The following is a 12020-nucleotide window of genomic DNA, read 5'->3' as shown; positions in this document are numbered from 1 at the left end:
GTACGGTGGTGTGAGAGGTCGCTGGATAAAATAATTATTCAGCTCCTACTCGATTGACCTCCCCTACTGCGTAGTTTTTTTTTTTTTGAGACATCAAATATTTGTATTATGCTAGATTTTTCAATTAACAATATGTATTTTAGCAGGAGTTTTACATTCTATGTATAATATGTAAAATAATATCAAGATAATAGAGCGTTTTCCTAGAGAGACGATATCTGTTATAGACAACCTTCAGAGATGTGATAAGTGAAAAAAGGTAAATTAACTATAATTGAATTAGGCTAAAATGATGTTTTTATTGCGATTATGGGACTATTTTTAAAAATTTAAGTCTCAATTTTAATTTTCAACTATGACTGGAGGAAAAAAATCACCAAGGCGAATGCCTTGATCAATATAACCTCTCGGTTTCCGAGAGAGGAATTATAGTATGGGAGGAAAAATGAATATGAATCAGCAGATTGAACAAAAAGTAAAAAAACTCTTGGGTGAAGTCTTGGGAATAGAAGACCCACTCAATGAGATTAGGATGGATTCCGATCTAATTGATGATTTAGCCGCTGAGTCAATTGATTTTATTGATATCGGTTTTCGTTTGGAAAAGGATTTTAATCTCGGTAAAATTTCTATGAGTGATATTTTTACGCCGTACTTACGGGACGAAAGTTCACATGATGAAAACAAGAAGTTAAAAAATGAGAAACTTGAAGAATTAAAAAAATATGCTCATATAAAAGATGATTTACTTGATGAGATTGAACGAACAAAGAATTCTAGAGCGTTATTAAAAGTCAAAAATTTAGTTTATTTTGTAGATTGGAAACTATCAAATGGCTAAGGAAGGGCCGGTTGTTGTCACAGGTATTGGTATGGTAACTCCACTTGGATGTGATTATAACAAAGTGTGGAATTCACTAATAGAAGGAGAAAATGGTATTAGCCTTTTGAAAGGCTCTTACGAAGAGTTTGGAAAGTATAATATTTACCTTGCGGGCATAGCTTCAGACTTTTCCTTCGATGAGTTGAGAAATCTGGATAAACATCATAAGGCTAAACTTAAAAATTTAAATTTAGCGACTAAAATGCTTGTTTATTCAGGACTTAAAGCTCTAGAGGATGCCAATTTGCAGCCAGCTGAGGATACAATAAAATATAATATCGGTGCCATTGTCGCATGCGGAGCATCTCTTTCTGAACAATACGAAGGGATTCCAGTTGAGGAGAGAAACCCGAAATGGTTTCTTGAGTCATATCCAAATTTGATCCTTTCTTATCTTTCCATGGTCGCTTCGCTAAAAGGATATGGTAATACAATTGTATCTGCTTGTAATGGTGGCAATCAGGCCATTGGCGAAGGTTTTAAAAGAATTCAGCGTGGGGAAGAAAAGATCATATTGGTAGGTGGAGTAGATAATAAGTTATCTAGTTTACATGCTTCTGGTTTTAGTCGTCTAGGTATGACTACTCCAAACAATGATGTAAACCGTGCACTACGACCGTTTGATCAGAGTAGAAATGGTTTTGTGATTGGACAGGGGGCTTGTGTTCTAGTACTTGAATCCTTAGAACATGCAAAAAAGAGAGGTGTTGATATTAAAGGCAGGATTGTTGGATATGGATGTGCATTGGATGGCATTAGTATAACCGATTCATCTCGAGAAGGAAAAATTCGAGCAATGAAAATGGCTCTAAAGGATGCTGAACTTTCATCTGATGAGATTGGATATATCAACGCTCATGGGACTTCAACAAAGTCTAATGATAGTGAGGAAAGTATTGCTATCAAGGAGACTTTTGGCAAAAGAGCCTATTCCATTCCTATTAATAGTACCAAATCAATGCTTGGTCACACTTTTTCCGCTTGTGGTGCCATTGAAGCTTTCGTCTGTCTTAGAAGCCTTGCTGATCAAAAAGTCCATATAAATAGGAATTTTGAAAAGGGCGATTCAATTTGTAATCTTGACTATGTAAAAGACTCTGCCCGCGAAGCCAAAATGGACTATTGCATAAGTAACACGAGTGGTCTTGGCGGATATAATTCGTCTATCATTTTTGCGAAAGTTTAACGGTTAGGAGGCACTAATGAGCAAAAAAGTGGTTATAACAGGAATCGGGGTTTTAAGTTCACTAGGAATTAGCACTGAAGACCATCTTGCAGCGATAAAGGAAGGAAAGAGTGGTCTTAAAACTCCCCAAGACAAAACTTTCATGTGCAACTTTGGTCCTATACCAGATTATAATCCAGGTATTTTTATCAAAAACAAAAAAGCAATCAGATTTTTTAGTCAACAAACCATGAATGGGTGTTCTGCTGCGGAACTTGCCATTCGTGATGCACAATTGTCATTGGAAGAGATATGTAAAAACAGCCATAAGAATGCACTCATTATAGGCACTGGGATTACACAAGGGCTTAAACCATTGAGTGAAGCTATTGTATCTTGTACTAATACAGAGGGTATCATCGATTATGATAAGCTAGGCAATACTGGTTATCGTTTACTTCCTCCATTATGGATGCTGAGTCGATTACCCAATACTACAGCAGGGCAAATATCAATTCAGAATTCATTCCAAGGATTAAATTATAGTCTGGTAAATGGAATAAATAGCGGAATTGTTGCAATCGGTGAAGCATTTATTGCTATAAAAGATCAGAGGGCAATTCGAGTGGTTTGCGGTGGCAGTGAAGATGAAATTTTTGCAGATTATTTTTGCAGATTAAGTGAAGAAAGTTTAACTAGTGTAGCTGTTGATGCTTCTAGACCATTCTGCTCAGATAGTAAAGGTTTTTTATGTGGTGAGGGTTGTAGTATATGTATAGTGGAGGATGAAGACGAGGCAAAGGCTAGAGGTGCTAAAATTTATGGAGAGATTATCGGTTATAGCAATTACTATATACCTGACTTCAAGAAACTGAATAGTCTAAATGGTATTGCAAATTATTTCGAAAAGAGTATGCTAAAAGCTCTCGAAATGGCTAAAGTTTCCTATAACGATATTAACTTTATCCAAGCTAGTGCGTGTGGTAACCCTAAGTTAGATTTTGCAGAAGCTCTGGCTATCAAAAATATATTTGGAAAAAAACCATTTATAACGACGGCTCAGTCCTATGTTGGGAATACTCTTGCCGCATCTGGTGCCATTTCGGTGGCTTTTGCCAGCCTGGCGCTTCAGGCTAATATCATAGTGCCTCTCTTATACACTGATCATCTGTTCTTAGATAGTGAACTAAGCTATGTTAAGAACAAAGCAATTGAAAATGAAAGTAAATTTTGTTTAGTCAATTCATTTAGTTATTTGGGAGAGACTTGTAGTCTAATTATTAAAAAGAGGTAAAAGAAATGAGACGCGTAGTAGTAACAGGCATGGGAGCTGTAACCCCATTTGGTTTTGGTGTTGATTTACTATGGGACTGCCTTTTGAAAAATAAGAATGGCATTACAAAAATAAACGATAGGAATATTAGAGGAGAAATAGTTCAAATTGCAGGATGCTTGCCAGAAGCTGATATAAAGCAATTCTATAAAGACACCCCAGAGCTATGCAACCAGATTCCAGAAGATGATAGTATTAAAAGCTTTTTTGCTGCAGTACATGAAGCCCTAACGCAAGCAAATCTTGATCCGCGTAAAATGGAGTCCACAGATTGTATAGCAACCTGTATTGCGGACAGAAAAATGAGTTTTATTCAGTATATTGATCAATATGCACCACTGCTTAAAGAGGCAACTGACAATAATGGTTTTAATAATAATCAATATTATAGGTTACTTAAAATGGCGAAAATCGGCAAACATACACCCTTTGATGATTCAGATTCCATTAATCATTTTGTTGCCCGAAACTATCATATAACAGGTCCTCAATTAAGTATAGCGACAGCTTGTGCATCTGGAAACAATGCTATTGGTGAAGCTTTTTTAAAAATAAAGCATGGTTATGTTGATATAGCTATTGTAGGAGGAGCTTATAATTTTGATTTAAGTAGCATGATAGGATTTACCCGTCTAGAAGCACTCACGCGTAATCCTGATCCTGAAACGGCCTGTAGACCCTTTGACGCACAACGTGATGGTTTCGTTATGGGAAGTGGCTGCGGCATACTCATCCTTGAAAGCTTCGAGTCGGCAGAAACAAGAGCTGTCAATATGTTAGCAGAAGTCTTGGGATATGGATATTTTAGTGATGCATACCGTTCTACAGATCCAGATCCAGAAGCAAAATCCAGTACGGCTACCATAAAGGCTTGTCTTGAAATGGCAAAAATCAACCCTTCATATGTGGGGTATATCAATGCTCACGGTACGTCCACAAAAATGAATGATATGATCGAAACCATTGCTATAAAAAACACCTTTAAAGACTACGCTTATTCCATACCCATCTCATCCACAAAATCAATGATTGGTCATTCCATTATGGCAAGTGCAGCAATTGAAGGTATTGTTTGCATAAAGAGTATAAATGAAGGTGCTATTCATCCTACAAGAAATTGGCAAAAAGGCGATCCTAAACTAGATTTAGATTATGTACCCAATGAAGCCCGTAGTGCTAAGGTAGAGTATGCACTTTCCAATAGTTTTGGGTTCGGTGGACAAAATACGTCTATCTTATACGCAAATTTAAAATAAGCAGAAAGGGGGTTATGTACGATGGATAGTGTAAATAACTTTCAAGACTGGACTCAGAACACTTTCTTACATACCGATCAATATCCCCATTTAAGAAACAAGGTGCAAGGTTTTAGTCTCCAGGGAGAAACAGTGAGTTTAAAACTAAATATAGATTCCTCCTATCACATTTATCTAAAAGATCATGTTTTCGGAACCGATTGCTTTGTTCCTGCAACTATGATCATTGAACTGTTATTTGAAGCAGCATTATTTTATTGTGAGTATTATAGGAAGATAGATGTAAAAGAGCTAAAAGCAGTGGAACTTCTTGATTTTTCCATCTTGCGAGCGTTGGCTATGACACCAGGTGATTCCTTAGATATGGAGTTTTTATTTAAACAAATTACCAAAAGAGATAGTACTATTGAATTTAAGATTGAAATTATTTCAAACCGAGTCAATAAATTGAATGCCATTATCGGGACACGGCTTAATGTTACTTCCCAGGTGATACTTTCGACTGTTTCACCACAACCGCCTAAGCTTAGGATACCTGATCTTGCTTATACCTATTATCAGGTACCCAAAGATCAATATTACTCCGAAGATTTTCCATCATTGGGACCTTTGTTTCAAAGTTCATGTGCCCGTTTTGCTGTAAGTGAGGACAAGACTTGTTTTATTGGTGAATATGATTGCCTGGGCAAAGAAAAGAATTTTATTCTGGGGCAAGAATCAACCTTTGTAACCTCTCCTCTTGGTAATGACTCGTGTTTGCAATATGCAGTGTTTTTTTCCCGAATCATTAATCAGATTGGCAGACTTCCCATTGGGGGAAAAAAGTTACAGTTTTATAAAACACATCCTTTATCAGGAAAGGTCAAAGTATTTGTAGAATGTGTTTCGATTGATGACGATATGGTAAGTAATATTTATTCTATTGATTCAACAGGGATTATTTTTTGTGCCAATGAATTCGTCGTGAGAAAATCTCCATATCACAAATTAGTAGAACGTGAAGTCTTTGATAAGATGCTGAACAAGCATAAGACAAAACCTTTCAATTGGTAAAAGGGGCATAGTATGAAATCAAAAATTTTATATGTGTTTTTAGGCAATTCTATCGAAGGCTATGATTTACCTGCACATAAGTCAAGCGGGTATGCAGCTTTCTATTTAGTTGATCAAGATGTAATGCATAGTATGAATGGTTTTTCATGTATGGACACTGTGAAGTTTATCCATGTTGACGAGGCGGATTCAATACAAGAATTATTATCAGACCTTATACATATTCCCAATATTGTTATTTGTCCGTTGTTACATAATGTATCAACTAAAGATGCTGAAGTGGAACTAGATAATATTTTGGAAAAAGTATTTGTGTTTACTAAAATGATGTATTTGCCCACAATACGTCATAGAGAAAGTAAAATATGGTTTTTAGACACCAGTCCACTTTTGGCAAAAAGTGTTTTCAATCAATCTCCAAATATTATTTCATTACACTGTTTTAGTGCTGGATTAAAGACACTTTCAAAAGTGATGGCATTAGAATTAGCTAAAAAGAATATCAACGTAAATTTGATTCAAGTTAACGAGGAAAATTATCATTTAAAATTAGAATCCTTATTATTAGGATTCTCTAAAAACAATAGACTGTATTTAACTGCACAAGAATTATTAATCTGAGAGGAAAATAGGGATGGATAAGAAGATTGCCTTAATAACAGGAGGAAATAGGGGGATCGGTGCATCAATAAGCAAAAAACTAGCTTCAGACGGCTATTATGTATGCATTAACTGCCGGAATAAACACAGTGGAATTTCTTTATTGGAAGATATTTTGAGCTGCGGTGGGGAAGGAGAAATTGTAGAGTTTGATGTTGCTGTAGGTGAACAACTCAATGAAGCCTTACGAACTTTCAAGTTTAAACAATTAGATGTACTTGTTAATAATGCTGGTATATTAAAAGATAATTTAATTTATCAAATTGGGGTAGATGATTGGAAGCAAGTTCTCAAAACAAATTATTTTGGGGCTTTAGCTGTTCACAACGCCTTTTGGGAGAAGCTAAAAGCTGCAAAATCTGCCACCGTTATTAATCTATGTAGTATATCTGGCATTAGACCACGTAAAGGTCAACTGGCTTATGCCGTTTCCAAAGCAATGCTTATCGAATGGACAAAGCAAATGAGCAGTGGTGAACACCGAGATCGCATCCAATATTACTCCATTTCGCCTGGTCCTGTAACAACAGAGTTGATTAAACAATCCTCATGGTATAAAGACTCTAAATCATTCCAGAGAATCCCATTGGGGAGGTATGCAGAGCCAGATGAAATTGCTACATTTATCGCATTCTTAGCTTCTCATAACCATGTCTTAAAAAATGGCTCAAATATTATCATGGATGGCGGTTTTACTCAAACCATCAAAGAACAATAGAGCGAAAAGGTGATGGTGAAAAATGAGAACTCATTTCATACAAAAATTTAAAGAAAATGATAAAAGAATAATCAGTTATTATATTGGTGGTAATCTATCTTCTAATCAATGTCTTTTGTTTCTTAATGGTTTATATACTGGTCATACAGCTTGGATAAAACAACAACGATATCCCTATTTTCGGGATAATTACAAATTACTATTTATTGACTATCATGGTGTGGGGGACTCGGTCGAAAAGAGGGAAGAAGAATTTAAGTTTGACGATATAGTGGATGATATAAAAACAATTCTAGATGAAGAAGTTTCTGATAAGCTGTATGTTATTGGCTATTCAGTAGGAGGTATGTTGGCTCTTTGGCTTTCATATAAATTTCAAGATTCGGTTAATGGTTTGATATTATTAAATTCTGGATCTAAAACAAGTATCTATGCTAATAAAATGATTCGCGGTTTATTGACGCTGATTGAGGACGGGGCAAATTTAAAAAGTATATTTATGCTGATTTATCCCTGGTTTCATTCACAAGAATATCTTGAAAATATGGACATGGATAATTTTGTGCTCCAAAAGTATGCAGAATACAATGGGAATAGTAAGTCATTCAGATTGTTAATAAAGGCTATTGTAAACCGTCCGGATTTATCAGTTATTTTAGATAATATTTTGATTCCGACCTTTGTCCTAAGTAGTGAACATGATATTATCTTTCCATTACCATATCAACAAGAAATTCAAGCAAAAATAAAAAATTGCAAGCATGAATTGTTATTGAATTCCAGCCATGCTTCCTATATCGAAAACCATGGTGAAGTGAACCGCTTTATAGAACGCGCACTTAAAGATATGACTAATAGATAGTGGAACATGAAAAGAAAAATATTTATTTAAGGGGGAGTTTAAATGAATGTGCAAAATGAAATGGAAATGAAAGCATTTTTAGATGATTTTGCTAAGAAAAGTTATACTGAAATATTTAACATACGTTCACGTTTAGAACAAAGTGAGTGGGAAAGAAAGGCACTCACTAATCTTAGAGAAACGATTTTTCAAAATAAAAACAAGTACCCCAATACTAAAAATGTCTTATATATACATATCCCCTTTTGTGTGACTAGATGCGATTATTGTCCTTACTATACACACCCCTATAATCCAATGTTGGTTTCCGAATATCTTAATGCCTTAGAAAAAGAAATACTGTCAATTAAAGATACTCCATTTATTAAATCAACCGTATTCAGTTCTTTGTATTTTGGGGGTGGTACTCCTTCTCTTCTCAGTGTTGATCACATTAAGAGACTTTCTGAAGTTATTTTCAATAATTTTTCATTTGATATTGGTGCAGAGCTTTCTTTTGAATCAAATCCCTCAACACTCACTGAAGAGAAGATAAAAACGTTGAGGAATTGTGGTTTTAACCGGGTTAGTTTGGGAATTCAAACCTTTAATGATCAGTTATTGAAAGAAATGAGCTGTGCTCATACTTCAGAAAAAGCCAGAAGTGTTATTAACTTACTATTTGAATATGGTTTTATAGTCAATACAGATATGATCTATGGGTTAATTGGGCAAACCGAGAATGATCTCGAAAGGGATTTACATGAGCTGTGTCAATGTAAGGCACCCCATCAAGTAACTTTATTTCCATTGAGAATTGCTGAACATACTCCTTTAGGCGAAGAACTTCAAAAAAAAGAAGGAATAACGATTCAATCTCATTTTAACAGATTATTAGAGTATGATAGTTTAGCTGAAAAGATATTATTGGCCAACCAATTTTCAAGGGAAGAATCTCCAGTTTTTTATTATAAAGAGGGGTCTATACCTCATAAATACAGTTCTACTGAAACAAGAATAGTTGGATTAGGTGCTGGTGCTGGCACTTTGCTTGATGAGGGAGAGGGATGTAATTATTACGATGTTAGAGAGTACATTAGTGCAGTTAATGAGAATCGTTCTCCTGCTTTAAGTGGCATAAGGTTGACTCAACAGCAGGCTTACGAACGATTTGTTTTATATAGGATTTTATATATGAATCGATCTTCATCTGATTTCAGGGAGAATTTAGAAAAAGGGTTTTACGAATATTATAATACTTCTTTATCAAATAAAATACATTTAAAAGTTTTAAGTGATATGGAGAGAATGAAATTTATAAAAACAACAAATGAAGAGATTATTTTTACAGACAGATTATGGAGAGTCTTAAATAAAGTAAAAATTGGAATGCCAAGTATTATATAATACTTTTTAATCAACGTTTATAGACAGAATTTGTATTTCAATGTTTTCCAAGGAGGGCAAAATGTGTTAACCAAGAACTAGCATGCTATTTATAGACTGCTAGTTCTTTTATTACAATCCTAATATTAACTGCTTTTCCTTGCAATATTTAGAGCAAGGGATATTGTTGAGCATCTAAGTCGTCAATTGAAGATAGAATATTGTTTATGTCGGTTAGAATCGTTTCTGTATAGTCAAGGTGCTGAGCTTCTAGATATAACTAGTAGAGATTCATCGTAATGGGTACTTCCTTCAAACGTATCTATGTAGGTTTTTATTTATAGCATTAAAAATTGTATAGACAAGTTTGGAGGATAAATCATAATTTTTGTAAGAAACTTTTTTTGACAAAAACAAAAAAGAAAAGTAAATAATGAGTTTTTATCCGATGACCTTTATAATGTGAGCCCGCTATTTACGACCCACGGCATAAGATACTTGCTTGTGGGTGTTTGCTTTGCGTGGGGATAGCTTATATGGAAGGAAATTTAGGGATTAGTGAGGCTGGAAAGCATGATTACAATTACAGTACGAGAAAAAGTTCGTTTTGCTGAAACCGATATGATGGGGGTAGCACATCATGCTAATTATTTTCGTTGGTTTGAAATGGGAAGGGTAGAGTATTTACGGCAGGTAGGCCGAAATAGCGATAGTAGTCAAACTGGCAAGGAGGGTTTATAAATGATTGTACTTCATCCGTCTCAGAGTGTATTAATTGAATTTATAGAGACACGTAGCAAAGTAAAGGGTAGTAAAAGAAGATTAAGACAGTGCTTAAAAATAGCAGGCTATATTGATCAAAGGGAATATAGAAATCCAATTTGTAGTTATTCAGATGAAATAATTGAAAACATTTTTAAAGCTGAACAAGTATAGACAAAATGGCGGTGTCATAGGATTGTCGCTAATTAATGTTATAAGGAGCTGATTTAATGGAAATAAAGGACTGTTATACTTGCGGATCAGTAAATATAGTTAAAGATATTTACTGCGAGGAAAATGTTAGCGTTACTTTTTCAAAAACAGTTAAATATAAAGAGTTTGGTTTTCTTGGAAAAGAATCTGAAAAAAAAGTGGTTGATACTACTGCCATAAGAGTAGCCATTTGTAAAGATTGCGGTTCAGTAAGATTATATGTTTATGAACCTGAAAGAGACTGGCTTACTTATGATCAATATATGAACTCGTTGCTTAATCAGTAAGACTTACATTGATAAAAAGGGGGAATTTACTTGCTCATATATAGATTATTGGATGATATCGTTATAATGGTTTTAATGTTTTGTGGTGGATTCATGTTTGCTCAATATATAGATAAGTCATATGCCTTTATTGCTCAGGTTATTTTTACAGTTGCAGTTATATTTAAATTTGTACTCTTTATTCTACAAGATCGAGCAGAATTTCTAAAAAAGAGACAGTAGTCAAACTGGAACTGCGCCCAGGGAGAGGATCAAAGTCGGAGAATGGATAGGCTTTAATTCCCAAGTTTAAAAGATGTCCGAAACTGTCAAAACAAAAGCAATAGTAGCCATTATAATAATCGTATAATTACAAAAGTCAAAGGAAAGGTGAATTGTATGTATACTAAAATATACGTTTGTTATTGTGGCGCATCTATATTGGTGAGCAATGATCCATCAGAGTTGCAAAATAAGTTGATTGAAGAATTTAATCAGATCCACAGTGCCCCAGGACATCAAATGATGTGGCGTTGTGATGTTAATCCAATTCCTGCGGGTTTAGATATTACAAGAAATGAATTTATATTTATTTCAGATGAAGAAGATAACAATACTGTAATTAACTGTTTTATAGATAAAAATCCATCCTATAACGGTTGGATAATTATTATTCGTAAAGATAAAAGCGGTAGAGAGCATTCTTATAGGTTTGAGTGCATAAATGGGCAATATAAGCGTTCGAAGTTTTGGAGAGAGGCGGAGAGGATTCAAATACCTCGACGATAACGATTGCGATTATAGTCAAACTGGAAAATCTTAATTACCCCGAATTCGAGGGAATTAAAACCCGTCGAAATCGACGGGTTTAGAAAAGACAAATTGGGGAGGGATGATTTAGTTGGAACGGACGGAAAAATTACGGGAGAAGAAGAAGTTCAGACGTGCCGTATATAACCTTTTAGTAGGGGTGTTCGTAATTCTTTGGGTATCTAGTGCAGTTTATCAATGGGGACTTTTCTTTGACTATTCAAGTATCATTGGAGCTATGATTTTTACAGCTCTATGGATAAAAGAAAGATAGAGACAAACTGGATCGGAGGAATAACATGTTGAATCCTAAGAACTTACTACCTGGTAACGAGCAATATCAAGAATTTACACCAGTCACTGTACCAAAATATAAGCGTAAAAAACAAGTTTATTATTATTATCGCTCTGATAGGGATACAGACAACATTTTAACTAAAATATACGCTAAGCCAAAATTTGTAATCGGCTTAGCGTTTTTCTTTACTCTAAGCATGACTATCCCCAAAATGGATCAATAACTATTCCATTTCTTTCACTTTCAGCGGACGTAGAGTAACCGTCAAACAAGACAGTGGATAGAATCGAAGAATAATTCGTGAGATAATTGCTCTAAATCAAAAAATAGAGTTTTTCGAGTAACTTGAAAAACTTCTAAGGAGGTTTAGAGTTGA

At 34.8% G+C, this 12020-nt stretch carries 14 protein-coding genes and 1 pseudogene; all 15 read left to right on the top strand.

Annotation, left to right across the window (positions count from 1 at the left end):
• Nucleotides 1–451 precede the first annotated feature (451 nt).
• The 15 genes and pseudogenes from LMF89_RS23995 to LMF89_RS23925 all read left to right on the top strand — a co-directional run bounded on the left by LMF89_RS23995 (nt 452) and on the right by LMF89_RS23925 (nt 11867).
• Nucleotides 452–841, top strand: coding sequence for an acyl carrier protein (locus LMF89_RS23995; RefSeq protein ID WP_229537355.1), 390 nt, complete (start codon nt 452–454; stop codon nt 839–841).
• The gene (locus LMF89_RS23990; RefSeq protein WP_255711617.1) at nt 834–2069 is read left to right on the top strand and encodes a beta-ketoacyl-[acyl-carrier-protein] synthase family protein; all 1236 of its coding nucleotides are present in this window, start codon (nt 834–836) and stop codon (nt 2067–2069) included. The genes LMF89_RS23995 and LMF89_RS23990 overlap by 8 nt, the downstream gene beginning before the upstream one ends.
• A 16-nt stretch (nt 2070–2085) precedes the next feature.
• Complete coding sequence (locus LMF89_RS23985) at nt 2086–3342, top strand: beta-ketoacyl-[acyl-carrier-protein] synthase family protein (RefSeq protein ID WP_229537353.1); 1257 nt, start codon at nt 2086–2088, stop codon at nt 3340–3342.
• A 5-nt stretch (nt 3343–3347) separates the two neighbouring features.
• Nucleotides 3348–4637 (top strand): beta-ketoacyl-[acyl-carrier-protein] synthase family protein, encoded by a 1290-nt coding sequence (locus LMF89_RS23980; RefSeq protein ID WP_229537352.1) that lies wholly within the window; start codon nt 3348–3350, stop codon nt 4635–4637.
• Nucleotides 4638–4658: 21 nt separating this feature from the next.
• Nucleotides 4659–5690, top strand: coding sequence for a hotdog family protein (locus LMF89_RS23975; protein WP_229537351.1), 1032 nt, complete (start codon nt 4659–4661; stop codon nt 5688–5690).
• 12 nt (nt 5691–5702) lie between these two features.
• A complete protein-coding gene (locus LMF89_RS23970; RefSeq protein WP_229537350.1) occupies nt 5703–6311 on the top strand; it encodes a hypothetical protein in 609 nt (202 codons plus the stop codon).
• A 13-nt stretch (nt 6312–6324) separates the two neighbouring features.
• Nucleotides 6325–7068: an SDR family NAD(P)-dependent oxidoreductase gene (locus tag LMF89_RS23965; protein ID WP_229537349.1), complete on the top strand. Its 744-nt coding sequence runs from the start codon at nt 6325–6327 to the stop codon at nt 7066–7068.
• Between the two features lie 22 nt (nt 7069–7090).
• Nucleotides 7091–7930 carry an alpha/beta fold hydrolase gene (locus tag LMF89_RS23960; protein WP_229537348.1) on the top strand — a complete coding sequence of 280 codons (840 nt, stop codon included), beginning with the start codon at nt 7091–7093 and terminating at the stop codon, nt 7928–7930.
• Nucleotides 7931–7972: 42 nt separating this feature from the next.
• The gene (locus tag LMF89_RS23955) at nt 7973–9316 is read left to right on the top strand and encodes a coproporphyrinogen-III oxidase family protein (protein WP_229537347.1); all 1344 of its coding nucleotides are present in this window, start codon (nt 7973–7975) and stop codon (nt 9314–9316) included.
• A gap of 552 nt (nt 9317–9868) precedes the next feature.
• A pseudogene (locus LMF89_RS23950) lies at nt 9869–9991 on the top strand (acyl-CoA thioesterase); the annotation flags it as partial.
• Between the two features lie 45 nt (nt 9992–10036).
• Nucleotides 10037–10231 (top strand): hypothetical protein, encoded by a 195-nt coding sequence (locus LMF89_RS23945; protein WP_229537346.1) that lies wholly within the window; start codon nt 10037–10039, stop codon nt 10229–10231.
• Between the two features lie 56 nt (nt 10232–10287).
• Complete coding sequence (locus LMF89_RS23940; RefSeq protein ID WP_229537345.1) at nt 10288–10557, top strand: hypothetical protein; 270 nt, start codon at nt 10288–10290, stop codon at nt 10555–10557.
• 378 nt (nt 10558–10935) lie between these two features.
• A complete protein-coding gene (locus LMF89_RS23935) occupies nt 10936–11325 on the top strand; it encodes a hypothetical protein (protein WP_229537344.1) in 390 nt (129 codons plus the stop codon).
• Between the two features lie 112 nt (nt 11326–11437).
• Entirely contained in the window at nt 11438–11620 is a 183-nt protein-coding gene (locus LMF89_RS23930; protein ID WP_229537343.1) for a hypothetical protein, read from the top strand.
• A 25-nt stretch (nt 11621–11645) separates the two neighbouring features.
• Entirely contained in the window at nt 11646–11867 is a 222-nt protein-coding gene (locus tag LMF89_RS23925) for a hypothetical protein (protein WP_229537342.1), read from the top strand.
• The last annotated feature ends 153 nt before the right edge of the window (nt 11868–12020 follow it).

The organism is Pelosinus baikalensis (assembly GCF_020819555.1).
Lineage (GTDB): Bacteria > Bacillota > Negativicutes > DSM-13327 > DSM-13327 > Pelosinus > Pelosinus baikalensis.
This window is presented reverse-complemented; position numbering and strand designations above follow the sequence as displayed.

What these genes read in the sequence shown, in the direction of transcription:
- LMF89_RS23995 (WP_229537355.1), top strand. Translation starts at nt 452, where the DNA reads ATGAATCAGCAGATTGAACAAAAAGTAAAAAAACTCTTGGGTGAAGTC.
- LMF89_RS23990 (WP_255711617.1), top strand. Translation starts at nt 834, where the DNA reads ATGGCTAAGGAAGGGCCGGTTGTTGTCACAGGTATTGGTATGGTAACT.
- LMF89_RS23985 (WP_229537353.1), top strand. Translation starts at nt 2,086, where the DNA reads ATGAGCAAAAAAGTGGTTATAACAGGAATCGGGGTTTTAAGTTCACTA.
- LMF89_RS23980 (WP_229537352.1), top strand. Translation starts at nt 3,348, where the DNA reads ATGAGACGCGTAGTAGTAACAGGCATGGGAGCTGTAACCCCATTTGGT.
- LMF89_RS23975 (WP_229537351.1), top strand. Translation starts at nt 4,659, where the DNA reads ATGGATAGTGTAAATAACTTTCAAGACTGGACTCAGAACACTTTCTTA.
- LMF89_RS23970 (WP_229537350.1), top strand. Translation starts at nt 5,703, where the DNA reads ATGAAATCAAAAATTTTATATGTGTTTTTAGGCAATTCTATCGAAGGC.
- LMF89_RS23965 (WP_229537349.1), top strand. Translation starts at nt 6,325, where the DNA reads ATGGATAAGAAGATTGCCTTAATAACAGGAGGAAATAGGGGGATCGGT.
- LMF89_RS23960 (WP_229537348.1), top strand. Translation starts at nt 7,091, where the DNA reads ATGAGAACTCATTTCATACAAAAATTTAAAGAAAATGATAAAAGAATA.
- LMF89_RS23955 (WP_229537347.1), top strand. Translation starts at nt 7,973, where the DNA reads ATGAATGTGCAAAATGAAATGGAAATGAAAGCATTTTTAGATGATTTT.
- LMF89_RS23945 (WP_229537346.1), top strand. Translation starts at nt 10,037, where the DNA reads ATGATTGTACTTCATCCGTCTCAGAGTGTATTAATTGAATTTATAGAG.
- LMF89_RS23940 (WP_229537345.1), top strand. Translation starts at nt 10,288, where the DNA reads ATGGAAATAAAGGACTGTTATACTTGCGGATCAGTAAATATAGTTAAA.
- LMF89_RS23935 (WP_229537344.1), top strand. Translation starts at nt 10,936, where the DNA reads ATGTATACTAAAATATACGTTTGTTATTGTGGCGCATCTATATTGGTG.
- LMF89_RS23925 (WP_229537342.1), top strand. Translation starts at nt 11,646, where the DNA reads ATGTTGAATCCTAAGAACTTACTACCTGGTAACGAGCAATATCAAGAA.